Below are 25,168 nucleotides of genomic sequence, written 5' to 3'. Positions count from 1 at the left end.
GGAGACGGGGCGGGAAGCATTCTTGCCCCTCTCTAATCTTAAGGATGGAGTTGGAGTTCCATGCAAAAAGTATTTAACAACAAAATGGCAATCTTTCTGTTCGTCTTTCCGGGGATTCTCCTGTTCGCCCTGACCTTTCTCGTGCCGATAATCCTCAGCGCGTATTACTCGTTCAGAGACACCCTGTCTCCGGGAACGCCCTCGGCATTCATCGGATTCGCCAACTATACAGAGCTGCTGTTTCACGATTCACGGTTCTGGCTGGCACTTAGAAATGCCGTACTGCTCGGTTTGGGCTTTATCCTGATCCAACATCCGATTGCCATCTTTTTTGCCATTATGCTGGACCGCCTGGGCGGTAAGGCAGAGAAGTGGTTCAGAACGATTTTCTTCATCCCATGTGTCATTTCTGTAGTCGTTATTTCAAAAATGTGGTTATCCCTGCTTGACCCGACCTTCGGCGCCTTCAACAAAATGCTGGATTCCCTGGGACTCGGCTTCCTTAAGCACGCTTGGCTGGGGGACAGCAGCACTGCGCTCGTCTCCATGTTATTCATCCTGATCTGGGCCGGCTTCGGCTGGGGATTGCTGTTCTATTATGCAGGACTCAAAGGTATTCCCGATGATATGTATGAAGCCGCTTCACTGGACGGAGCCTCCGGCTTCCGATTGCACTGGCGGATTACCGTTCCGCTGCTGTCACCGGTTATTACGGTGCAGATTACTTTGGCTATGATTACCGCCTTGAAACAGATGGAGACCGTGTTCCTGACCACTAACGGCGGTCCCGGTGATTCCACCCAATTCCTGGCCGTGTATCTCTATAACAAGGCGTTCTCGGCAAGCCAATACGGTTATGCCAACGCCATCTCGATTCTGTTCATTATTGTCTGCCTGCTTGCCACCTATCTCAGTAACAAACTGACCCGCAGTGATGCGACGGAATTCTAAGGAGGAATCACCATGACAAAAAGCACAAAAACCATACTATGGGTGTTCTTCCTGATCGTCGCCCTGGTTCAGCTGTTCCCGCTCATCTGGCTGGTAGATTTCTCATTCCTCAGCAGCAATGAATTCTACTCCTCCAGCGTCCTGAAATGGCCGAGTGACCCCCAGTGGCAGAACTATATCAATGCCTGGGTGGACGGCAAATTCCTGCGCTACTTCATTAACAGCGCCTTCGTTACCTCCGTAACCATTCTGTTAACGGTGATTCTGTCCCTTACGCTCGGCTATGCCTTTACCCGGATGCAGTGGAAGCTGCGCTCAGTCTTCTTCACCATTATCCTGCTGGGGATTATGATTCCGATTCATGCGACCCTGTTGCCTAACTTTGCCATCTTCAAGGCGCTGGGCTTGACGAATTCCTATCTCGGGCTGATCCTGCCATACACCGCAGTGTCTGTACCGCTGGGAACCTTCATCCTGACCGGCTTCATGCGCAGCATTCCTAGAGCAATGGAAGAGTCCGCTGTGGTAGACGGCGCGAATATTTACCGGATTGTCTTCCAGATCATTGCACCGCTTACCGCGCCTGCACTGGTTACGGTCATCGTCACCACATTCCTGAACTGCTGGAATGAATTCATTATGGCATCAACCTTCCTGAGTAAGGATGCGCTGAAGACGCTGCCGTTCTCGGTTATGAACTTCGCCGGCCAGTATTCCTCAGACTACGGCTCTCAATTTGCGGTTATGGTGCTGACCTCGATCCCTGCCATTGTCATCTACGCCATCTTCAACGAACAGATTACCAAGGGCGTGACAGCGGGCGCGGTAAAAGGCTAAACTAAGCTATCAAAATTCTTAGCGTATGCTTCCGAAGCCAGTTTTGCGAAGACATTCAGAATGCGTAGCTATCAAAACTCTTAGGAGGATTATAATGGATCACTTGTTATACGGCGTTGCTTATTATGATGAATACATGCCTTATGACCGTCTTACGCAGGACATCCAAATGATGAAGGATGCTGGCATTAATACCGTCCGGATTGCCGAATCGACCTGGAGCACACATGAGCCGCAGAATGGGGTATTCGACTTCTCCTCTGTACGTAGAGTGCTGGATGCGATGCATGAGGCCGGAATTCATGTCATTGTAGGAACACCTACCTATGCGGTTCCGGCCTGGATGGTCAAGGAGCACCCGGAGGTGCTGGCGGTCACCGTGAACGGGGAAGGCAAATATGGAGCCAGACAGATTATGGATATCACCAGTCCGGCGTATCTGTTCTACGCGGAGCGGATCATCCGCAAGCTGATGGCTGTGGTACATAAGCATCCGGCGGTGATCGGCTACCAGATCGATAATGAGACCAAGCATTATGAGACGGCCGGACCGAACGTCCAGCTTAGCTTCGTCAAGTACATGAGGGAAACCTACGGAACGCTCGAAGCCATCAACCACCAGTTCGGTCTGGATTATTGGAGTAACCGGATCGACAGCTGGGAGGACTTCCCGTCCATGACAGGGACAATCAACGGCAGCCTGGGTACGGAATTCGCCCGATTCCAGCGTGGGCTGGTAAATGAGTTCCTGGCGTGGCAGGTCGGAATTGTGAATGAGTATAAGCAGCCGGGGCAGTTCACCACACATAATTTCGATTTCGAGTGGCGGGGCTATTCCTTCGGTGTTCAGCCTTCGGTAGACCACTTTGCGGCTTCGCAGCCTTTTGACATTGCCGGTACAGATATTTATCATCCGTCCCAGGACCAGCTGACCGGTGCCGAGATTGCCTTCGGGGGAGATCTGATCCGCTCGCTGAAGCAGGATAATTACTTCGTGCTGGAGACGCAGGCACAGGCGTTCCCAGAGTGGACGCCGTATCCCGGCCAGCTGCGGCAGCTGGCATTCAGCCATCTGGGCTCAGGGGCTTCGATGGTCGCTTACTGGCATTGGCATTCGATTCATAACTCCTTTGAGACCTACTGGAAGGGGCTTCTCAGCCATGACTTCCTGCCTAACCCGGTGTATAAGGAAGCTATGACTATCGGCGCGGACTTCAAGCGGTTAAGCGACCAGCTGATCGGACTGAAGAAGACCAGTAAGGTGGCCGTTATGGTCAGCAATGAAGCGCTGTCGGCGATCGAATGGTTCAAGCTGCCGGGAGGATTGATCTATAATGATGTGGTCCGCTGGATGTACGATGAGCTCTATAAAATGAACATCGCCTGCGATTTCATCCAGCCGGGCAGCCCGCGCCTCAGTGAGTATGAGCTGGTTGTGGTTCCTGCTTTATACGCTGTCTCGGATGAGGCGCTTCAGCAATTAAATGACTACGTTCACAGCGGCGGCCATGTGGTCTATTCCTTCAAGAGCGGGTTCACCGATGAACAGGTGAAGGTTCGTCATACGGCACAGCCTGGGATCATACATGAGGCCTGCGGGATTGCTTACAGTCATTTTGCCACACCGAATGCGGTTACGGGACTTACCGGCAAGCTGTTCCCTGAGGGAGCCGCAGCAGGCGTTCACACCGTCCGCACCTGGATGGAGATGATTGTTCCCGGTTCAGCGGAGGTGCTGGCCAGCTACGATCATCCCCAGTGGGGCGAATATGCAGCCGTCACCCGAAATACCTTCGGCGAAGGAACAGCCACCTACATCGGTTGTATGACCGGACCTGCCGCACTTGCGGAGATCCTGCGCGATACGCTCCAAACGGCCGGATTATGGGGAGCGGACCAGCAGCTGTCGTTCCCGCTCATCGTGAAGTCCGGTGTGAACCGCCAGGGAAGCACCATCCGCTACTACTATAACTATTCAGCCCAGCCGCTCAGCTTCCAATATCCGTACGAAGCCGGAACGGAACTGCTGTCCGGCAATCCGGTGGCACAGGATGAGGAACTTACCCTTGATGCTTGGGGCGTAATGATTATTAAATAAACATAGCACTGGAGAACATCTACAGCATTAGGAGGCATAAGCGTGGACGTGACAGGACAAGTATGGATATCGAGTACAGAAAATGAGCCTTGGGTATCCCATCCCCTGGAAGCCACCACTGCCGAAGCAGTGGATCTGGCGTTCACCGGACAATTGCATCAGAATATCGAAGGGTTCGGCGGATGCTTCAATGAGCTGGGGTTCGAGGCGCTGAATCTCCTCGCGGACGAAGACAGAAGCGCTGTGCTGCATTCGCTCTTTCACCCGGAAGGGGATCAGCGATTCAGTATTTGCCGCCTGCCGATCGGGGCCAGCGACTATGCCCTGGAATGGTACAGCCTGAATGAGACCGACGGCGATTACGCCATGGAGCATTTCTCCATCGAGCGGGACCGCAAGTATCTGATCCCCTATATCCGCGAGGCTCTCAAGCTGAACCCGGAGCTGAAATTATTCGCCTCCCCCTGGAGTCCGCCAACGTGGATGAAATTCCCGCGCGTCTACAATTACGGCACCTTGCGCTGGGAGAAGGATATTCTGGAGGCCTATGCGCTCTACTTTGTGAAGTTCGTCCAGGCTTATGCTGAAGAGGGAATTACCATTCATCAGGTACATGTACAGAACGAAGTGGTAGCCGATCAGAAATTCCCTTCCTGCGTATGGACCGGCGGGCAACTGCTGGAATTCATCCGGGATTATCTGGGGCCGGCTTTTGAACAGCATGGACTTGCTACGGAGATCTGGCTGGGCACGATCAACGCACCGGAGCCTTGGGACGAGTGGATGAAGAAGAAGGACAGCAGCTTCGATGCCTATGCCCATACGGTATTAAGTGATCCTGAAGCTTACAAGTATGTGAAGGGAGTCGGCTACCAGTGGGCAGGCAAATACGGCATCCAGCGTACGGTACAGGCCTATCCTGAACTGCGTTATATGCAGACGGAGAACGAATGCGGGGACGGGGAGAACACCTGGTTTTATGCCAAATATGTATTTAATCTGTATCAGCATTATTTCACTAACGGCGTGAACGCGTATATCTACTGGAATATGGTGTTGCTGCCTAAGGGGCGCAGTACGTGGGGATGGGAACAGAACTCCATGATTACTGTAGACCCTGGAGGCGTCAAGGCAGTGTACAATCCTGAGTTCTATGTCATGAAGCATTTCGCCCATTTCGTGGGTCCCGGCTCCAGCCGAATCGGACTCAAGGGCAAATGGACCGGCAATGCAGTCGCCTTCGAGACGCCGGAGGGCAGACGGGTCCTCGTCATTGCCAATCCGTTCAAGGAATCGCGGACGGTTACCCTCTCGAATGACGGCACGCATTACAAGCTGGAGCTGGATGCGGAATCTTTTCATACACTCCTGCTATAAAATAAACAGTAAAAACCGGCTCCACCATCCGCCGTCATCCCAGGGCATCTGCTGTGCACACCTATAACAATTGGAATTGTTCCGACCGTAATTTCCTGCTATAATTTTGGCAGGTTAGTTGATAGGGGGTTACACGGATGGCAACGAATTGCTCATTAGCTAGGGAGTCCTCATGCAGAGCCTGATCCGGGGCGATACTTTGCGTGGGGTGCGGCAGGACAATCTTGATCGCCCAAACAGATATTATCGTTTCTAATCGCAGGCTCTGCACCTTATTGCTTTAATCAATCATAATAAGGGGCTGAAGAGCTGTGAAACCAACATTTATTAGAAACCATCAATATAATTATATTAAGAAACAAGCGGATTTTGTGCTGAAAACACTGCGTTCGGTAGCGGACCGCCGTGTACTGGAGACCGTAAGATACAGCGCCGAGCTCAACGTGACGGGGGCTTTCGCCTCACTGACCGCCGATCAGGAGCAGATGCTGCGGGCCATCTCCACCTTCGAGAAGGCCGAGGACTTCCAGCAGTATACCAGTGGGCTGGAGCCTTATCTGGAGCCGTTTCCGCCGATTACACTGAAGCAGATTCAGAAGCTGTTTCCCAAAAATAAAAAGATGAAGCTGCCTGACCTGCAGTCCTTTGATTTCCGTTATGTCACGTATCTGGCCTGGGCGGACATCGCCACGAACAAGCTGTTCATCGTCTATCCGCATGAGGGGGAGTTCATTGGGGTGGAAGGCCGGATGCTGCCGATGCATAAGAAGGGCTACTGCCTGTTCTGCAACCGGCAGCAGGAGCTTGCCTTCCTGACCGTCAAGACCAAGCCGGAGTTTGCGGCGGCAGATAATTTTGCTTCCGTGGGCCAGTACGTATGTTTGGATAATCAGGGCTGCAATCAGAGCATTACGGATATAAGCGCGCTGGAGCGGTTCGTCCTCTCGGTGCGCAAGTAGCAGTATAGTTAGATTAAAAAGAGCAGAGCAGCGGTTCCCGGTTGGGGGCCGCTGCTCTATTTGTTTTGTATGGTAGAGGAGCTATCTGCTAGGCTGCGTAGTCATAGCCAGATCTACCAGTTCCTCCAGAAGCTGTTCTTCCAGGCGGATGATCTCACACATATTCCTGTGAAGCTTCACCCGCGCGGCGGGCTTGTTACCCGAGCACATCCCCTTAATCATGAACTGATTGATCAGATCCCACTGCTCGCCTGCTTGACGGTAGCCTTCAGCCGCCCGGGAGAGAGCAGGCGCCGGACCTTCGCGCTCCAGCAGCTGCAGGAATTGGCTGAACCGGATTCGGCTGATCGGCAAGGCGTTGGCATAGATTTTGAAGGCCGAACTGGCTTCGGGTGAGTTATCAGGCCGTATCCCTATTTCCAGATAGGCCTGGGCATACGCCCTGAGCTGGACGCCCACTTGATCCGGCCGAATCTGTTGGGCAGGGCTGGTAAGCACCTCTTGAAGGATCGTCTGCCAATCTGAGCAGGAACGGGAGACTTCGCACCGCCCGAATAAAGCATAGAAATGACAGGCCCCTTCAAGGATGCTGAAATCTATCGCTTCAAGATCCTTGCCATAGTAAGCATCCGTTAGATAAATCAGACTCTTCTCCCTGTCCAGGCCCACGGCAAGACAGGCATGGCTCGTATGCAGCCTGCGGTAGGCTACACACCAGGGACAGTCATAGGAATCAAAGCCAACCAGAACCGGCATGCCTGAGGACAGCTGATTCTCCAGCAGGTCAAGCATGTAGCTTCTATCCATTGCCGGTTCAGTCCGTTCTATATAACTGAAGGTAAGGCCATGATACGCGGACAGATAGCCGGTATTGATCCGGGGCAGCCGTATTCGCTCAATCAAAGGCTGGTCCGGGGCTTGCGGCTCATCCAGGAACATCTGCCAGGCATCGCCGTACATGCCTTTGCTGTCCAGTCCCTGCCACTGTGCTACAGACTGGATGCAATCATCAATACAGCTGCGCAGCTTAGGGTAGTGGGTACTTTTAACAGGAGCAATGTTCAACACTGCTCATCATCTCCTTCGCCGAGCAGAAGTGGCTGTGCAGCCGGTCGCGATAAGAAGCGGGAGTCATGCCGCTGAATTCGCGGAAGAGCCGGTAGAAGTATTTCATGTCGTAAATGCCGACCTCAAGGGCCACGGACTGGACGCCAAGCTTCGTGAACAGGAGCAGGATACAGCTGTATTTCATCCGGATCTCCTGGAAGATCTGGATGTAGGACCTGCCGGTCTTATTCTTAAGCAGCCGCTGGAACTGGCGGGAGCTCACCGCAAGCTGGCGGCTCATCTCATTCAGCGTGATCCGCTCACTATAGTTACTGATCATATATAGGAGGACATCATGCAGCGGGTCATACTGCGGTCCCGGGCGTTCGGCGAAGGGAGTGTCTGCTGCGGGCATAATCAGCTTGGCCAGCTCCAGCAGCGGCGGGTATAGCCGCTGCTCATCCATAAGCGGGCCAGAGTTCAGCATCCCCTGCAGCCGCCCGAGCAGGAAGAGGATTTCCTTATTCTTCTCCCTGTATCCGAACCATTGCCGCACCTCCAGAAGCTTAAGCAGCGGCAAGAGGGCCTCTTCGGATAAGGTACCCGGCAGCTCTCTGAGCACACTGTCAAGCCCGGGCCTGAGCATACAATTCAGGATCAGCAGCGGCTCGGTACCGCTCAGATCCTGCGGATGAAAGACATGGGATATCCCCGGCGGAATCACTAGAACATCCCCCTGCACCACCTGCATTTTATCCTCACCTGCCAGATGAATGCCTGTCCCTTGAACCACGTATGCCAGCTCTACGAAATCGTGCTGATGACGTACGGAAGTGACCGTATTTTGAGTCAGGAGCATTTGTACGGGTGAAGAAGAGTCGAATAAATAATCCCCCGTAAATACCGGAAAAGCTTCCATAAACAAACCTCCGTTTCCTGCTTCCTTATGTTGGATGACTGGAATCCACCCTAGTATATCTCAATATTTTGGCGCATTCAACCATATATTAACAACTTAAAATTTGGTATATTCATGCTATTCATTCCAATTCCGCAACCTGAAAGGGGTAGACACATGCAGCAGAAAGTCATTGAGATTATTGCCGAAATCAAGGAGGAACCAGGTTTGCTTCAGACGCTCAGCGGAGCTTCTGACCTGACCCTGGACGCCGCACTTGACTCCCTGCAGATCATTAATTTTATTCTGAGAGTCGAGGATGAATTCAATATAGAGGTAGATTTCGACACCTTTGATCTGGAGCATCTGAAATCAGTGGACCGGTTCTCCGCTTATGTCGCCGGGCTTGCCGTATGATGAGGAATGCTGTGCACTGCGGCAGCCTGGAGTCGGAGCGGTACTGGCGGGAGGAGGATCTGGCCTCCTTGCCGGCCATTCCCGATGCGAAGGCGCTGGCTATCGTGCAGGCGATGGATGAAATGCTGTTTGTCTTTTGCGGGAGCGGCGATGTGCTCTTAACCCGCCAGGGGATGAACCGGGCACAATATGACTATCTGCAATCGCTCGGTTATGCTTTCAACACCAATATGGATGCGCTCCGCCTGGAGACAGTGGAGTCTGTTCCCGCACAGGCGGCGCTGAATATATTTGAACTGCTGGGCCGGATGGACGCCGGGCAGGAACCGGACCGCTTAATACCGGAAGGAGCGCTGCTGGAGCCCTTCGCCGTGCTTCCCGGGACACAGGAGGCGGTTAGCCGGTACAAGCTTTTGCCTACGTTGCCTGATGAAGAGATTGTACGGGCGGTGAATACCAAGAGCTATTCTACAGCGATGCGGGACCGGCTGGGGCTGCCGAATATTGCGTTAGTGGTCGACAGTCTGGAGGAGCTGCTGCAATCGGGACAAGCACTGCTGGAGAAGGGGGCTTTCCTGATCAAGGATGAGTATGGGGTATCCGGTAAAGGGAACCAGCTGGTGGATTCAGAGCGTATGCTGCGCCGGATGGCCGGGCATCTGGAATCGAGCCGCAATCAGGGGAAAAGAATCAGGTTTGTCCTCGAGCCGCTGCTGGACCGGGAGACAGACTTCTCCTGCCAGTTTCAGATTGATCCGGAAGGCCGGGTCACCCTTTTGTCTGCCCAGCAGCTGGTGAACCAGGGCTTCGCCTTCGGAGAATCCCGCTCCCCGCAGCCGTCTCTGCTGGACAAGCTGGACAAGGAAGGCTACTGGGAGACCATGCACAGCATAGGCCGGGAGCTGCATGCTGACGGATATTACGGTGAGGTGTGTGTTGATTCCATGCTGCTGCGTGACGGAAGCTTGGCGCCTCTGGTAGAGATCAATGCCCGCAAGTCGATGAGTCTGATCAAGCATTATGTGGACCGCCGGTTTAAGCAGGAGGACATGCACACATGCCTGATACAGGTACCGCTGGCGGCTATGGGCAAGGTTCATTATGAGGAGCTGCTGGAGCGGATGGAGGAGACGGGGATTTTATTCTCGCTGGGGGCAGGTGAAGGTGTGATGCCCTTGACTTCAAGCGCGCTCCAGCCGCTGGACCCCGCCCATACTGCCGGTTCCACGAAGGGCAAGCTGTATGCGGCCTTGACTTACCGGAGTGAAGACAGTAAGCAGAGCCTCATCCGTACGCTGGACGAGTCTCTCATGCGCACAGGCTATACTATCCTGCGATAAAGAAAGGAACCCTCCAATGAATAACAGCGTGACGATTCTATGCTCAGGCTTTGGCCTGGGCTTCTATGTCCCTGGTCTGCTGCTGGAACGGAAGTTCACAGCGATGGGCCTTCAGGCAGAGGTTGAGGTGTTTGAGGCCTTAATGCCTGACCACAAAAAGGAGCAGACAGACAACAGCCGCAGGGCATACCAGCAGAGCTTTGCTGTCGCCCTGACCTCACAGAAAATACCGTCCGATATAAGAAGCAGCCTTGACCCAGCAGCCGTTGAACATTTGCTGCAGCAATGGAAGCAGGAGGAGCGGCAGCACTTCATCGTCTTGTCCGGGCACTGGGTGCATGTCATGGACCGGTACCGTGAGATGGCGGGAATGAGCGTGTATGCTGACCTGCTGTATATCGACGCCGACCTGTCGCCATCGTGGAAGAATCTTCGCAAACTGAATCCGGGTTACGCGGAAGGCTACCATGAAGTAAGTCTGTATGATCCCGGGAAGCAGGAGATTCTGTGCAGCATCGATGCCGGATCTGAGGAGACACTGCCTGCTGCGGAGAGGAACGGGCGGCTGGTCGTTCATGGGGGCGGCTGGGGAATTGGAACCTTCCGCGAGAAATTCGACGCGCTGGAGTCGGCGGGGTACGAGCTGGATATTGCCGCTTACAGCATTCAGGAGATTGGCGGGGCTATCCATGGCAGACGCTATTATATGAATGATTCGCAGTGGCGCACCTGGACGAAGGACGGCAGCGGGCAATATACCTTCCCGCCGTTTGCAGAGGTAACGGGTAACCGGACGGAGCGTTTCCCGCCCTGCCAGAGCTACGGGGAGGGGATGTACGGAGTCATCCGGCAGGCGTCTGCAGTCATCAGCAAGCCGGGCGGCGGCGCTTTGATAGATTCCCTGGCTTCGGGTACACCGCTGGTGCTGCTCGACCCCTTCGGCCCGCATGAGAAGATCAACAGTGATCTGTGGGTCGGGCTTGGTTACGGTATCACTTACGGGGAGTGGGCCGCGTCAGGATATGATGATGATGTACTTCGCAAGCTGGCGAATAATCTCAGAGCCGCTAGAGGTCAATACCCTGACTATGCGGCAAGCTATGCCGAACAATTATCCACAGCAGGAGGGAGAAGCTAATGCAACCTACCAGTAGAGTGAGCCTGGACGCCAAGTCCTTCGAAGCTTTGAAGCGTACGATTCGAAATGTCGTGGTTCCGCATAGAGAGCGCAAGCTTGATCCGGGCTTCCGGACCGTAATGCCGGAGATTATGTCCCTCAAGCTGACCAACCGCTGCAATCTGCGCTGCAAGCATTGCTATCAGTGGAATGAATCCGGCTACCATCATGATATGGATACCGCTGAGCAGAATCTGGATATGGATCTGGGAATGATCCAGAGGCTGCTGGAGGAGACGGATGAAGCGCAGTCCCGCCTGTATTTATGGGGAGGGGAGCCGCTGTTTCACCGGCAGGCTAAGGAGATTCTGGAGCTGTTGAAGGAGCATCCCCGGGACACGACCATCTGCACCAATGCCTATATGATTCCGAAGTTTGAAGAGGAGCTGTGTGCAATCTCGGACAATCTGGAGCTGCTGATCCCGATCGAGGGGTTCCAGGAGGAGCATGATTTCCTGCGCGGCAAGAATTCGTTCCAGAAGGTCATCGACGCCGTTGACCGTTTGCTGGAGCTGCGCGAGCAGGGCCGCTTCCGCGGACGGATCTCCGTGCATAACGTCATAAATGATAATATGATCGGCAGATTGTACGAGCTGGTGGAGTTTTTTGAACAAAAGGGTGTGGATCTGGTCCTGCTTTGCTTCCCATGGTATATCTCTGAGGAGACCAGTTTTGCGATGGACCGCTTCTACGATGAACACTTCCAGTGGCTGGCCGAGCTTCCGCCGGATCACCGGAGCAGCTGGCATGCGTTCAAATACCATATCAAGCCGGAGAATATCACCAGACTGACCGATGACCTGCGGCGGATTAACAGCAACACCTGGCACAATACCCGAATCCGTTATCAGCCTGGGCTGGATTTTGATGAGATTGAGGATTTTGTGGCTGGCAAGCCGATGAAATCCCGCAGCACGTCGAAATGTCTTGCGCTCAGCACCCGGGTGGATATTGCCCCGAACGGGATGGTGAGTGCGTGTAAATTTTTTGGCGAGCTGGCTATTGGCAATGTGAAGGATCTGACACTGACAGACATATGGAATTCTGCGCGATATGACCGGCTGCGGCGGATTATGGACGAAGGCTTGTCCCCGGCCTGCTCCAAATGTAATGTGCTGTACCTCAACACCTATGCTGCGCTGGCGCAGATATGAGCAGTGTGGTAGAGGAGCCAAGCTATAAGCTTGGCATTCTGGGCGCCTCGAATATTGCTGTTCCAGCGATGCTGGAGCCGGCTCGGATAGTGGACAAGGTGAAGATCACCGCGATTGCCAATCGTACCTTGGCGAAGGCGGAGGCTATGGCGGAAGCGTATCGGATTCCCTATGTGGCGGGCAGTCTGGATGAGCTGCTGGAGCTAGATGAGCTGGACGGGGTGTACATTGCGCTCAGCAATGAGCTTCATGCGCAGTGGGCGATCCGGGCTTTGAACGCGGGCAAGCATGTCTTGGTGGAAAAGCCGATCTGTCTGCGTCCTGAAGAAGCGGAGCAGTTAAGGCTGGCGAAGAGTAACCCTGCTGCCCCGAAGCTGGCCGAGGGTCTGATGATTGCCTGTCACCCCTGGCAGCAGGCGCTGAAGGGCATCGTCGATTCGGGCGAATTCGGTGCGCTGCGCAGGATCAGCACCCGAATCTCCGTTCCTGCCAAGAACAGGCATGCCGGCAATTACCGGAGTGTCAGGGGGAAGGGCGGAGGTGCTTTTGCCGATCTTGGCTGCTATTGGTTGCAGTTCGTGCAGACCCTTGCCGGTCTACAGCCGGAGGAGATCCTGGCGCAGTCGGCCTTTGACGGGCCGGATGGCTGCGATTGGACCTTTCAGGCGGCGTTGCAATACAAGAACGGGCTGAGGGCCGAGTGTCTCACTTCCTTTGAGCTGCCATTCCGGGCCTCGCATATCCTGTATTTCGACCATACCGTGCTGACGGTCCCCGATTTCTTCCGGCCGATCAAGGGGTTCTATAAGCTCAAAATCCGGCATGATCTGCCGGACAACCGTACCACCCTATGCGAATTCGAACCGCTGAACTATTATGTGGGCCAGCTGGAGGCTTTTGCAGCGATCATGAGCGGGCAGCAGGCCGAGGGCCTGAGTGCTACCTGGGAACGGGTGCAGCTGCAAGCCCGGATCATGGCTGAGGCACAGCGGCGCCGGGTCTCTGAGGTGCTTCCACTATAGCGATTGTGCTAGCAGAGTGAGACCATTGACAGCAGCTGCTTCCAGCAACAGCAAACAGCGACTCCCTTTGTGGGGGACGCTTTTTGCTGTTCCACTATTCCGCTGGAGGTTCCAGTAAGTATGCCGAATATGAATGTCTGTCTACACTAGCGGTCCTGTAAGGAAGGAGGCTGCTCCATCCAGGCACGCTCGTTGTTCAGCACATAGATCCCGAGTGCCTGCTCGAAGGACAAGCCATGATTATAGAAAGTCAGCATCTTCGCGGCGAAGCGCACACTCTTATGTGCACTGGGCGATTGCAGCAGCTCTGTTGCCAGTGTACGGAAATTCTTCGGCTTGGCTTCCGCAGCATCGACAGCATCCAGCAGCCCTTTAGGGCTTGGAAAAAGCAGCCGGTTATACGCCAGAATCATCCGTCCGCTAAAAAACACCAGTTGGACCGCCGTATGAGCGAGCAGGTAGGCGTCATTTTTTTTGCCCGCTTCCTTGGCGAAATACAGCCCGTACAGGTAGATCTGGGCGCAGAATTCCCGCAAATTACGCTCGCGGTTCTCCTCGGGATAGACGGGAATCCGGGCCACCAGCTCATTTAGCTCCGGGATTCTGGAGAATAGTACCTCTGCACCGGTAAAAGCATACCTCGTCGGCTCATTGCCGCGTCGGGCGGCAAGATCCAGAAACCGGAGGTTGATCACCTTGATATCGGCATATCCGCCTTCATAGGTGCTGACTTCCCGGTCCACGTAGGAGAGCCTGCCGTTCCGCTCATATTCCGCATATGCTTCATCGGTGAAGACCAGATGAACATCCACATCCGAGGTCTCGCTGGCGGTTCCCTTGGCTACAGATCCGCTGGTGATTGCCGCCAGACAAGCGGGGTCTTGCTCCAGCTTCTCCGCCAGCTTCTCCAGCGTCTGCCTGTGGTGCGCGTACATATAACGTTCCGCCTCCTTGATTAGATTCTGCTGCGTTAAGCGTATCAATTGGACAGCTTGCCAGCTATGGTCAATTCAGACATTCAGACCCCCGCCTGCTCTGTCTTCCCCTGAGCGGCCTGTTGAGCAGCGACACTGCTGCGGACAAGGCCTCTCTGTCCGGCCAGCGTGACCGCCAGAATAGCTGCACCGGAGACGAGCAGAATGAACGAGCCAGGAATCCGGTCGAGGAGGACTCCATAGAGCAGCATTCCGAGCGGAGCGATGGAACCGGCGATGCCCTCCACCAGCCCGAATACGCGTCCACGGTACTCTTCCTCGGTAGTCTGCTGCAGATAGACCTGAATCGGAATATTAATGACCATAATCACGACGCCGATAAGGACCAGCAGCGGCAGGAAGAGAAGGAAGGTGGCCTTCGGGGTGAAATGCAGCAGCAGCGGAACCGCCAGTGCGAGGAATAACACTCCCATTGCGCTTAAGCCTCCGAGGATCGGCTTCACCGGACTCTTGCTCTGGGGAAGTATAGCAAGCAGCAGCGACATCAGCAGTACGCCTGCCGCCAGCATCGCTTCGAGGACTCCATATTGCTTCGAGGAGAGTCCGAGTGTCTGTACTGCAACGTAGGGCAGCACAACATTCAGGGCGACGACGAAGAAATTAATCCAGAACACAATCCCCATCAGTGAGCGGAGGACCGGACGGAGGATCACATAAGCGAAGCCTTCCTTCAGATTCGTGCGAACCCCGTTAACAGCAGTGCCCAGACGTTCGTGGAGCGGCTGGGGATCTGCGGTTTCGGCAGGTTCAAGGGCAGCATGAAGCCGTGGAATCGGCTTGTATCTCAGCATGCAGCCCATCACGGTCGAAACGGTGAAGCCTGCCGCGTTCAGCAGCATGAAATCCTGAAGGGGAAGGAAGGCATACAGAAGACCGGCGAGAATCGGAGCCAGCAGGTGGCCAGCCGATCCGGCAATCTGATTCAGTGATCCGGCCCGCTGGACGGAGCCGCTGTCTACAAGCATCATCATCGAGGAGGAGACTGAGATACTATAGAAGGTAGAGCAGATAGATAATAGAATGAGCGACAGATAGATAGTCCATAGGGACATTCCCTCCAGCGAGACGAATAGAAAGGCCAGGGACATAATCAGGGCACTGGCCAGGTCCGAGCCGATCAGCAGCCTGTGGCGGTTAACTCTGTCGGCGAGCACACCGGCGAAGGGGGACAGCAGGATACCGGGCAGCAGCCCGCACAGCAGTGTAACGGCGAAGCTGCTCCCTGAACCAGTCTCGTGCAGGATATACAGACCGGCTACGAAGGTGTACATACTGGAGCCGAGAACAGAGACCAGCTTGCTGCTGAAGAAGAGAAATATGTTACGGTTAGTCGCTGCCTTATCATGGGTTGCAGATGTTATTTGAGACATAAAAGCACTCCCTTTGATCAAAAAGTTAATTTTAATTAAACTTATTGTATGAGTAAAAATTCAAGAATGCAATAAAAAGTTTAATATAATTTAACTTTAGCGTATTTCCAGCTTTCTCTTAGGGTATAGGTAAGCTATACTGAAAAGAAAAGCTACCAGGAAAGTTGGCAAGCAGATGACCACCAAACAAACTATCGGAGAGAAAGTCAAGCAATTGCGCAAGGCTAAGGGGCTTACGCAGACGGACCTTGCCGGAGACCATATGACCAAGAGCATGCTGAGTCAAATCGAGAATGGACGCGCCTTGCCCTCGATGAACAGCTTGCAGGTTCTGGCCGGCAGGCTAGGAGTTGATCCGGGCTACTTCCTGGAAGGCGAGGAGGAGGCGGAGCTCGCTCCGCTTGTCCGGGAGATGGAGGCTGAGTTCAAGGCGAAGAATTACAGGGAGGTCATCCAGCGGCTCCAGCCGCTCACGGAGCGTACGCTTCCGATGACGATTGATGCTGCGCGTCTGCTGGAGTTCTATGTAAGTTCCCTTTTCTATACGGGAGCCGGAGGCGGGGAAGCGGAGCTGGAACGGGCAGCGCTGATCTATGAACGCTTCGGCTTATTCGTGGAACGGGCGAAGGTGCAGTATATTTCCTATGCCCTGAATTTCGCACAGAGCAGGTACGCGGAAGGGCTGGAGCTGATCCGCCGGGTCCGCAAGGAGTACGAGGATAATAAGGTGGGGAATGATTTTATCTTTGAAATCGATCTTCATTATGCTGAGAGTATTAGTCTGTCTGCCCTGGGGGATTATGCGGGAAGCCGTGAAGCTGCACAGGCAGCGCTTCAGGTTTCGCGGGAAGAGGGAATCTACTATATGACAGATCATCTGTATCGTGTGCTCGGGATTCTGGCGCTGACCGAAGGAGAGACCTTGGCGGCAGAGCAGGCCATGAAAAAGGCCAGAGCATTCGCAGAATTCACCGAATCTGAGAATTCACTGAAGCTGGTGGTGATCGGAGAGATCAGACTTGCGGTAGCTAAGGGAGAGTACAGCAAGGTTCTTGCGCTGGCGGAGCAGTATCCGCAGGAGGATGAACATTACGCATCCAGCGCCCAGCTCATGTCTGGCATCGCAAGGTATCATCTCGGCCAGGACGATGAAGCGCTGATCAGCCTGTCCAAAGCCGAGCCGGGAGATCAGGTCTACCACCCGCTTGACCGCGCCAACCTGCTGACAGCTTATGCTTACCGCGCACAGATCTGTATGCGCCGGGGCATGAAGGAGGAAGCACTGCGGTTGTCCCAAATCGCTTATGATCAGGTCAGGGATTACTCACCTTCCATATACACCGATATGATTAACAAAACTTATCACGAGCTGCATAGCTAGATTGTATTTCCTGCAATAGAAAAGGCATAGCTTACCGTAAAATGAGATTCTATTGTATTTCATACAGTGGAATGTTGAGTTTTGGGTGAAAACTGGCCTTTTTTCAACATTCAATTGTACGGAATACAATAGATTGTATTTCGAAGCCCTTCTTCCAGCATTCTGTTGTACAAAATGCAGTTGCGATCGTTCCAGCGCAGCAAACAACACCCGTGCTATTCCGCACGGGTGCCCTTCTGCAATGAAATATAGGTTGAACTACAAACTTTAGTAAATAGAAGGGAGCGGCGGAGGAGATTTTGGAACTGTAGGAGCGTTAGCGTCCGCCTTTGTCTCCGGATTTCTACCGCAACCAGCGGTCTAAATCAGGAAATCTGGAGACAACAGCGGCCGGAAGTCCAAAAGCTCCGCAGTGGCGACTACTCTATTACTAAGATTTTTCGATCAAGGTTTATGGAATCTTATTTGCTAGTCCACAACTCCACGCGATCCTGCACATACTTGGTATAGCCAGCTTCCATTTTCTTAACGCCGGCTTTTTCCAGATCGGCCATGTAATCATCCCAGATTTTATCGAATTCCGCCGGTTTGGCCAGAATGGCCTGCGGGATGCGCTTCCAGGTAATATCTTTCATTTTATTGCCCAGAATGGAGACTTCGTCCTCACCGGGAATGGAAATGTTCCAGGCTGCGCCGTAGGCTTTCTCCTTGAATTCTTCCTCTTTCGGGAACAGATCCTTCCAGGTCGTAGCTTTGTAGGCTGCCAGCGTCTCTTTCTCAACATCGCTATAGCCCAGCACGAGCTGCTCAGGGAAGTTCTTGGTGTAGTAGTTGCCCGTAGAATCCTTGGCACCGTCACCATAGTGAACCATCATGTTCCAGTAGAAGCCAATGCCCGTTTCCTTCGTGAAGGCGGTATTGTCGTTATTAATGCGGTCTTGAACCTCGGCAGGAACTACGCGTTTGCCGTTCTCCACTTTATAGTGCTTGCCTTCAACACCCCAGTTGTTCAGAATCTGACCTTCATCGGAGGCCAGGTAATCCAGGAACTTGATCGTCCGCACCGGATCGGGGTTAGTGGTGGAGATAGAGATGCCGTAGCCGCCCATGAAGCCGGTAGGCCAGAAGCTGGTTTCCTTGTATTCATCCGTCAGAGTGACCGGATAATGTCCGTAAGTCTGATCGAATTTGCCGGCGGCTTTGAGCGCCTGCTGTGCGTCGTTGTAATCCCAGTCCTGGTCAATCAGGCCAAGCACGCGTCCAGTCGCCACTTTGGCTTTGTACTGGTCGTATTTCTGCACGAAGCTCTCCTTATCAAGCAGGCCGATGTCGTTCATATGGTTCAACCAGCGGAAATACTCCTTCTCTTCTGGACGGCGGAAATGGTAGATCGCTTCATGAGTCTCCTGATCGATGTAATATTCACCGTCATCGGAGCCGCCGGTCGTAGCTACCGCAGGGTTGGTGACGGAAATGTACATATGCCAGTCATCCGCGTTGAGGGAGACGCCGATGTTTTTGTTGCCGTTCTCATCGGTTGGATGCTTATCCAGGTACGCCTTAATAACGTTCTCATAATCTTTGACTGTCTTAATTTCCGGATACCCGGCTTCCTTCAATACCCGGTGTTGCAGCTCGAAGCCGCCGCCCGCTACGAATTTCTTCTCATCCACTGCTGCCCAAGTTGGGATAGCGTAGATCGACTGGTCTTCATTCGTGTACTTGGCGCGGGCCAGATTATCGCCGAGTACGCGCTTAATGTTAGGGGCATGCTTATCGATCAGATCAGTCAGATCAAGGACCGCGCCGGCATCCACCAGCTTACCAATGTCGCCTTTAGCCGAGATAATGTCGGGATAATCCCCGCCCGCTGCAATGAGGGCGATCTTCTGCTGCGGATCACCGACAGCGAATTCGGCATCGAGGGTGACGCCGGTCTTTTGCGTAATGACGGTGCTGACCTCATCCTTCATATTGTTCCAGTTCGGATTAGGGTCTTCCGCGAAGAAGGATAGTGTCAGGGGACTTAGGTCCTCAGCTGCCGCCGTAGCCTCAGCTGTTGCCGTGGCATTGCCGCTGTTCGTAGCCTTGGCCCCGGTATTCTCAGCCGTATTCTTGTTGCCGTTATTATTGCCCCCGCCGCAGCCTGCCAGCACACTGAGCAGCAAGGTCAGCACCATCAGCGCTACAACCGGTTTCGCCGTCTTTCTTGTCATGAATAGAAACCCTCCCTTTGTCTGGTAGAAACATATTGTATTCACAGGCGTTAGCCTGAAGATACCGCTTAAGCCGATTAGCTTTTGACCGAACCCAGCGTCATGCCTTTGACGAAATAGCGCTGCAGGAACGGATAGACAATCAGAATGGGAACGGTGACGACAATAGTGATTGCCATTTTGACCGATTCCGGGGAGATCTGGGCCATGACCTCTGTCATATTGCGTCCGCGGAAATTATCCGCGTTGGTCGTGGTGCTCTGAATGACCTTCATCAGCTCGAATTGCAGCGTGGTCAGCGAGTCCTTCGAGCCATTATACAGATAGGTGTCAATCCACGCATTCCACTGGCCGACGGCCAGGAACAGGGCGATGGTTGCCAAGGCTGGCTTGGTCAGAGGCAGAATAACACGCCAGTAGATGGTGAAGTCATTGGCTCCGTCCAGCTTGGCAGATTCCTGAAGAGCGTAAGGCAGACCGTCGATGAAGGAGCGGATCACGAACACATTGAAGGCGCTCACCAGACCGGGCAGGACATACACGCCGAAGGTGCCCATCATGTGCAAGTCTTTAATCAGAATGTAAAAGGGGATCAGGCCTCCCGATACATACATCGTCAGCGCCAGGAAGGTAGAGACGAACTTGCGGGCCTGGAAGTCCACCCGGCTTAAGGTGAAGGCCAGCATGGAGGCACTGACCAGTCCGAGCAGAGTCCCGATAACCGTGCGCAGTACCGAGATTTTGAAGCCGGTAATCAGGCCGGAGAAGGCGAAGATCGTCTCATAATTCTTGAAGGTGAACACCCGGGGATAGATCGTAATCCCGCCTTTGATGCTGTCCGTCGAGTCATTGAAGGAGATCGCCAGTACATTCAGAAAAGGGTACAGCGTAGCAACGGTAACCACCGTAATCGCGAGATAGACAACCAAATCGAAGATGCGGTCCGACCAGGATGCCGCAGCCAGTTTTTTAATCATGAGCAGGGCCTCCTATATGATGCTTTCCTTGGTTATTTTTTTGAAGATGCCGTTGGCCGTAAAGAGCAGAATTACACTCACCACGGAATTGAAAATATTAATCGCCGTCCCGAAGGAGAATCGTCCCATCCCCAGCCCATAATTCAGGGCATACAGGTCGAGGGTCTGCGAGTAGTCACGCACCAGATTGTTGCCGAGCAGGAACTGCTTCTCGAACCCGATGCTGATCAGATGGCCGATGGACATAATCAGCAGGATCACGATGGTACCCCGGATGCCCGGAAAAGTAATATGACGCACCTGCTGGAGCCGGCTGGCTCCGTCCACCCTGGCTGCTTCGTACAGCTCCGGCCCGATGCCCGAGATGGCGGCGAGATAGATAATGGTGTTCCAGCCCGTCTCCTTCCAGACATCCGAGGCAGTGACAATGCCCCAGAACAGATTGCCCTTCGCCATGAACTGGATCGGCTCACTGATGATATGAAGACCCATCAGCAGGTCATTGACTGCGCCGTTGTCCGTGGAGAGCATCTTGGTAATGATCCCGGCGGCAACCACCCAGGACACAAAGTGCGGCAGATACGACACCGTCTGAACGAAGCGCTTCAGCACCTGCAGCCGGACCTCATTCAGCAGAATAGCGAAGATAATCGGAATGATAAAGCCTGCCAGCAGTCCCATGATACTCATGGCCAGCGTATTGCGCAGGGCGTTGAAGAATTGCTCATCCTGGAACAGCTCCCGGAAGTACTGGAGGCCGACCCATTTTTGCTCGAAAAAGGATTTGCCCGGCTTATACTTCTGGAAGGCCATCATCCACCCCCATAACGGAAGATAGCTGAAGACAAAGGCCCAGAGGACAAAAGGAACAGCCATCATATAGAGGTATTTCTGCTGCCGGAATTTCCCCCAGAAGCTGGAGGAGGATTTCTTCGGCTCCGGCTTCATCGCGGTGGTAATCGCTTTCATTTATGTCCCTCCTTCGATATAGCTTTATCATAATCTGCCGCCAGGACGGGAAACACCCGAAGATTTAAGTGTAAAAACAGGGGGAAATCAGTCTTTTTCGTAAGCGCTTTCTGAAAAAACATTCTCCGGCTCCTTTCTCCGGTAAGCGGAGGGGGAGGTGCCTGTGATTTTTTTGAACTTCTCACGGAAATAATCGACATCGCTGAAGCCGACGCTGCTGGCTGCCTGATGGATTTTGCAGCCCTGGTCCAGCAGCTCCTTGGCCTTCTCCATGCGGATCGTATCCAGATAAGTGTTGAAGGAGCAGCCCATGGTGTTCTTGAACAGCTTACCCAGATAGGCACTGCTATAGGTGAACACATCGGCCAGCGTCTCCAGCTTCAGATTCTCGTCATAGTGCCGGTGGATCAGATCGACCATCCGCTTCATCAGGACATCCATATCGTCGCGTATAATCCCGCCAGCATATTCCTCAAGCAGACCTGAGATATAGCGCTGGAGCTGGGGGAGGGAGGTATGCCTGTAGATCTGCTGAATCTGCTCCTCCATCCGGCTCTGCGCAGCGCTAAGCTCCTTATAATGAACGGAGAGCTTGCCGGACATAGTAGTGACGGCCCGGACATAGTAGGATTTCACCGCCATCTCGGATAAGCCCGCAGCAGCCATAAGGTCCCCTGCTTCCTGGATCAGGGCAGAGATTACGCTGAGATTGCCGGTATCCAGGGCGAAATACAGCCGGTCCATCACGGGAGCGAGCCTGCTCTCCGTATCCTGGGGGTTCGCAGGCAGCCCCTGCTTCAGCTTGAGCGAATCCGGTCCGATCATCCCCGGCTCATCATAGAAGAAATGATCCTTCATCCGCGCCAGCGCCGACTGATGCGAGACCGGCAGCTCCGTCAGACTGTCCACCATATCCCCGGCAGTGATAATGCACTCCAGTCCTTCTGCGGCAGCAGCCTCACGGATCTGCAGGGCCATCCGTTTGCTTACCAGCTCCTTCTGGTAAGAGGGCTGCAGCAGCACCCCGAGATAAGAATCGAGCGCGAAAACGATGCCCCAGCGGTTGTCCTCGAAGCTTGACGTCAGCCGGGACTTGACGCAACTAGAGGGTCCGTTGTCCGCATGATCCTGGAGCAGCAGCCGGATCAGCACGATCTGGTAGGAATCCCATAGCAGCCCCGCTTCCAGCGCCGACTCCATCAGTGCCGGGGCGGGATGCAGATTGCTCTCCATCAGCAGGGATTGAACCAGCATCTCCCGGCTCCAGACCTTAACGGCTTCATGATTCTTGCGGTGTGCCAGCCGTGCGTTCAGCACGGTGGACAGTCCGGTAAGATACAGCTGCAATTCCTCCTCATCGACCGGCTTAAGCAGATAGTTATCGATATTGTAAGATAGCGCGCGCTTGGCATAGCTGAAGTCGGCATAGCCGCTCAGAATGAGAATATGCAGCTCCTCATGATCCTCCCGCAGCTCACCGATCAGCTCCAGTCCATCCTTCCCGGGCATACGGATATCCACAATCATCAGATCCGGGGAATACAGCTTAGCCTTATGCCTGGCTTCAATCGCATTGGCCGCTGTATCTACCACCCGGTAGCCGAGGCTCTCCCAGTCCAGCAGAGTGACAAGTCCTTCGCGGATAGACAATTCATCATCAACAATTAACACACTATACATAGGAATCACTCCTTAAAGGGATGGCGAAGCTGATTTGTGTTCCGTATCCGCTCTGGCTGGCCAGAATCAAGCCGCATTCCGGGCCATAGGTCAGCTTCAGCCGCAGATGGATGTTACGCATTCCGATACTGTGGGTCTCATAGTCATCGTTGTTGTCCAGCATCTGCCGCAGCTCTGCAAGCCGGGCCGGCGAGATTCCGGTTCCGTTATCGGAGACCTGAACCTTAAGTATGGCCTCCTCCACCCGAATATCTACCCGGACCATTCCGCCGTCCATCCGGTCCTCCAGGCCGTGAATGACACAATTCTCCACCAGCGGCTGAATAATAAGCGGCGGAATCCTTAGCGTATTCGCTGCCGGATCTACATACAGCTCGTAGGCCAGCCGGTCATTGTAGCGGAATTTCTGGATGACCAGGTAGCAGTTCACGGTCTCCAGCTCACTTTGCAGGGTGATTCTGCCTCCGCCGACCTCTAAGTTCTTGCGCATCATCTTGCCCAGCAGCCGGACTACCTGCGCAATATCGGTCTGGCCCCGGGTGTGGGCCTTCATCCGGATCGACTCCAGGGCATTAAACAGGAAATGGGGATTGATCTGGCTGGCCATCATTTTGAATTTGATCTCATTCTGCTTCAGCAGGATGGCATTCTTCTGCTGGTTGGACTCCTGCACCTCGCTCATCAGGTCATTGATATTGCGGACCATGTGGTTGAACTGCCGGGCCAGCTGGCCGATCTCATCTTTGCCGTCGATCACGAGCCGGGCTTCCAGATTCCCGGAAGCGACCTTGGAGATATGCTTGCTGAGATGGAGCATTCGTCCGGTTAGCAGGCGTGAGAAGTAGTAGATTAGGATAATTGCAAGAAATAGGGAGGAGATAATGACGGAAGAAGCCAGGGAAATAATCCGGTTAGGTTCATTTACAATGCTCTCAACGGAGAAAATAGAGATAATCCGCAGACTGTTCAGGCTGCCCTGGGGATGCCAGTCGTCGATCAGCATTTTGAAGGACTGCCCGTCAATCGTGATATCTGCAGGCCCATGCCCGGCAAGGGTGGACAGCGGCTTCAGGTTGATTTCGTGCAGCGACTTGCCGAGGGTGCCTGCACGGTTGGAGGCGACAATATTATCGTTCTCATCGACGATAAAGGTCTCGAAGCTCTCCTGCTTCAGGATGCTGCTGAGCTGATCCGAATTGACATTCACGACCAGCACACCGGTTGTGCGCTGCTTGAGGAAGTCGACCTTGCGGATCAGGCTGAGATAATACTGGCCGTTCCGGCTGTCAGGAATGTAACTCCAGAACGCCAGTCCCTTCTGGGCCAGGGCGAGCTGGTACCACGGCTCCCGGGTAACCGCTTCATCGGCCTGGAGGAATTCCCAGTTGTTAAGCACCGTCGGATTGTCGATATATAGCCGGATGCTGGAGACTTCCTTGTACAGGCGGACGAAATCCCGGAAGTCGGGGTAATCCCAATAGGCCTGCACCACATCATAGACCGATTCGTAACGGTGATTCGCGGCCTCCTCCAGCCGGCTGTCATTGGACAGGCGGTAGACGATATCCACCGGAACGTTCAGCATCTCGCTGGTCCGTTTTTTCACACGGTCGACATTCGCCGTAATCTGCTTCAGTGCATTGTTCATCGCCATATTCCGCAGCTCACTGGTCAGGAACACCCCCACAATGAGTACCGGAATCAGGACGACGCTGCCGAAAGAGAGAAAGAGCTTGGTCCTGAGCCTCAGGTTGTTCATGAAGGTGATGATACGGGTATACACGAATGAAATCACCTCCGTAGGCACATTTGTAATAACGCTTACAATAGAGTATAGCGCGAAACAGGCAGCCAATATATGTCATGAAAATATTTTTTTGATAAACTTTATGGAAACGAATTCCGATAATAAAGGGATATGTACATCAATATTGGATAAATATTGAATACTTAGATGGAATACTGGAACTCTATTCTGAAGAAGTACGCGGGACCATCTATTGTGTTCGGTTTATCGCATACATTTGGCCTATGCACCTGCGCACCGGTACAATGTATGCTGTATTTGGCATACATTCGGACCACACACCTGCTCAACAGCGCAATGTATGCTGTTTTTGGCATACATTGGCCCGAATCCCTTGGTGGAAGCACATTGTATTCGGTTTTCCACATACATTTGGCCCGGTGACTTCTACTTGGATGGTAACGTAATCATAAATACAACCTTGGATCAATACCAGAAAAAGTATCTTTCAAGCGAGTTAATTAATCATCTTAGAACTCCGTATGTTTGCAAGGAG

Annotated in this window: 20 protein-coding genes; 11 read left to right on the top strand and 9 right to left on the bottom strand. The window is 53.5% G+C overall.

What is annotated here, in order from left to right; translation table 11 throughout:
* Positions 1–60: 60 nt before the first annotated feature.
* The 5 genes from MKY86_RS20960 to MKY86_RS20940 all read left to right on the top strand — a co-directional run bounded on the left by MKY86_RS20960 (position 61) and on the right by MKY86_RS20940 (position 6,222).
* Positions 61–951, top strand: a complete 891-nt coding sequence (locus MKY86_RS20960; protein ID WP_076081273.1) for a carbohydrate ABC transporter permease — start codon at positions 61–63, stop codon at positions 949–951.
* A 12-nt stretch (positions 952–963) separates the two neighbouring features.
* Positions 964–1,788 carry a carbohydrate ABC transporter permease gene (locus MKY86_RS20955; RefSeq protein ID WP_036731633.1) on the top strand — a complete coding sequence of 275 codons (825 nt, stop codon included), beginning with the start codon at positions 964–966 and terminating at the stop codon, positions 1,786–1,788.
* 94 nt (positions 1,789–1,882) lie between these two features.
* Entirely contained in the window at positions 1,883–3,886 is a 2,004-nt protein-coding gene (locus MKY86_RS20950; RefSeq protein WP_076081271.1) for a beta-galactosidase, read from the top strand.
* A 105-nt stretch (positions 3,887–3,991) separates the two neighbouring features.
* The gene (locus MKY86_RS20945; RefSeq protein ID WP_340827855.1) at positions 3,992–5,263 is read left to right on the top strand and encodes a glycoside hydrolase family 30 protein; all 1,272 of its coding nucleotides are present in this window, start codon (positions 3,992–3,994) and stop codon (positions 5,261–5,263) included.
* A gap of 311 nt (positions 5,264–5,574) precedes the next feature.
* On the top strand, positions 5,575–6,222 hold the full coding sequence (locus tag MKY86_RS20940; RefSeq protein WP_076081269.1) for a FusB/FusC family EF-G-binding protein: 648 nt from the start codon (positions 5,575–5,577) through the stop codon (positions 6,220–6,222).
* 81 nt (positions 6,223–6,303) lie between these two features.
* Here MKY86_RS20940 and MKY86_RS20935 read toward each other — a convergent pair whose 3' ends face one another.
* Positions 6,304–7,290 carry a hypothetical protein gene (locus MKY86_RS20935; RefSeq protein ID WP_076081267.1) on the bottom strand — a complete coding sequence of 329 codons (987 nt, stop codon included), beginning with the start codon at positions 7,288–7,290 and terminating at the stop codon, positions 6,304–6,306.
* A complete protein-coding gene (locus tag MKY86_RS20930) occupies positions 7,268–8,188 on the bottom strand; it encodes an AraC family transcriptional regulator (protein ID WP_076081265.1) in 921 nt (306 codons plus the stop codon). Before MKY86_RS20930 ends, MKY86_RS20935 begins: the two co-directional genes overlap by 23 nt.
* A 156-nt stretch (positions 8,189–8,344) precedes the next feature.
* On the opposite strand from MKY86_RS20930, the gene MKY86_RS20925 reads away from it, so the two are divergent.
* Genes MKY86_RS20925 through MKY86_RS20905 form a run of 5 tightly spaced genes read left to right on the top strand, consistent with a single transcriptional unit; the run spans position 8,345 to position 13,277 of the window.
* Positions 8,345–8,584, top strand: coding sequence for an acyl carrier protein (locus MKY86_RS20925; RefSeq protein WP_036731643.1), 240 nt, complete (start codon positions 8,345–8,347; stop codon positions 8,582–8,584).
* Entirely contained in the window at positions 8,581–9,924 is a 1,344-nt protein-coding gene (locus MKY86_RS20920; protein WP_076081263.1) for a hypothetical protein, read from the top strand. The genes MKY86_RS20925 and MKY86_RS20920 overlap by 4 nt, the downstream gene beginning before the upstream one ends.
* A 16-nt stretch (positions 9,925–9,940) precedes the next feature.
* Positions 9,941–11,062, top strand: a complete 1,122-nt coding sequence (locus MKY86_RS20915; protein ID WP_076081261.1) for a hypothetical protein — start codon at positions 9,941–9,943, stop codon at positions 11,060–11,062.
* The gene (locus MKY86_RS20910) at positions 11,062–12,255 is read left to right on the top strand and encodes a radical SAM protein (protein ID WP_076081259.1); all 1,194 of its coding nucleotides are present in this window, start codon (positions 11,062–11,064) and stop codon (positions 12,253–12,255) included. Before MKY86_RS20915 ends, MKY86_RS20910 begins: the two co-directional genes overlap by 1 nt.
* Positions 12,252–13,277: a Gfo/Idh/MocA family protein gene (locus MKY86_RS20905; protein ID WP_076081257.1), complete on the top strand. Its 1,026-nt coding sequence runs from the start codon at positions 12,252–12,254 to the stop codon at positions 13,275–13,277. The genes MKY86_RS20910 and MKY86_RS20905 overlap by 4 nt, the downstream gene beginning before the upstream one ends.
* A 146-nt stretch (positions 13,278–13,423) precedes the next feature.
* Here MKY86_RS20905 and MKY86_RS20900 read toward each other — a convergent pair whose 3' ends face one another.
* Together MKY86_RS20900 and MKY86_RS20895 are read right to left on the bottom strand one after the other, a co-directional pair.
* Complete coding sequence (locus MKY86_RS20900) at positions 13,424–14,212, bottom strand: nucleotidyltransferase domain-containing protein (RefSeq protein ID WP_076081244.1); 789 nt, start codon at positions 14,210–14,212, stop codon at positions 13,424–13,426.
* Between the two features lie 83 nt (positions 14,213–14,295).
* Positions 14,296–15,642 (bottom strand): MFS transporter, encoded by a 1,347-nt coding sequence (locus MKY86_RS20895; protein WP_076081243.1) that lies wholly within the window; start codon positions 15,640–15,642, stop codon positions 14,296–14,298.
* A gap of 175 nt (positions 15,643–15,817) precedes the next feature.
* Between MKY86_RS20895 and MKY86_RS20890 the strand changes: the two genes are divergently transcribed.
* Positions 15,818–17,023, top strand: coding sequence for a helix-turn-helix domain-containing protein (locus MKY86_RS20890; RefSeq protein ID WP_076081241.1), 1,206 nt, complete (start codon positions 15,818–15,820; stop codon positions 17,021–17,023).
* A 461-nt stretch (positions 17,024–17,484) separates the two neighbouring features.
* Here MKY86_RS20890 and MKY86_RS20885 read toward each other — a convergent pair whose 3' ends face one another.
* The 5 genes from MKY86_RS20885 to MKY86_RS20865 all read right to left on the bottom strand — a co-directional run bounded on the left by MKY86_RS20885 (position 17,485) and on the right by MKY86_RS20865 (position 24,648).
* Positions 17,485–19,239, bottom strand: a complete 1,755-nt coding sequence (locus MKY86_RS20885; protein WP_076081239.1) for an ABC transporter substrate-binding protein — start codon at positions 19,237–19,239, stop codon at positions 17,485–17,487.
* Between the two features lie 77 nt (positions 19,240–19,316).
* Complete coding sequence (locus tag MKY86_RS20880) at positions 19,317–20,216, bottom strand: carbohydrate ABC transporter permease (protein WP_076081237.1); 900 nt, start codon at positions 20,214–20,216, stop codon at positions 19,317–19,319.
* 12 nt (positions 20,217–20,228) lie between these two features.
* Positions 20,229–21,185 carry an ABC transporter permease gene (locus MKY86_RS20875; protein WP_076081235.1) on the bottom strand — a complete coding sequence of 319 codons (957 nt, stop codon included), beginning with the start codon at positions 21,183–21,185 and terminating at the stop codon, positions 20,229–20,231.
* Between the two features lie 87 nt (positions 21,186–21,272).
* Positions 21,273–22,865 carry a response regulator transcription factor gene (locus MKY86_RS20870; protein WP_076081233.1) on the bottom strand — a complete coding sequence of 531 codons (1,593 nt, stop codon included), beginning with the start codon at positions 22,863–22,865 and terminating at the stop codon, positions 21,273–21,275.
* Positions 22,858–24,648, bottom strand: a complete 1,791-nt coding sequence (locus MKY86_RS20865) for a histidine kinase (protein ID WP_083685423.1) — start codon at positions 24,646–24,648, stop codon at positions 22,858–22,860. The genes MKY86_RS20870 and MKY86_RS20865 overlap by 8 nt, the downstream gene beginning before the upstream one ends.
* Positions 24,649–25,168 lie beyond the last annotated feature (520 nt).

This window comes from Paenibacillus sp. FSL R7-0333, from assembly GCF_038000365.1.
Lineage (GTDB): Bacteria > Bacillota > Bacilli > Paenibacillales > Paenibacillaceae > Paenibacillus_AQ > Paenibacillus_AQ silagei.
This window is presented reverse-complemented; position numbering and strand designations above follow the sequence as displayed.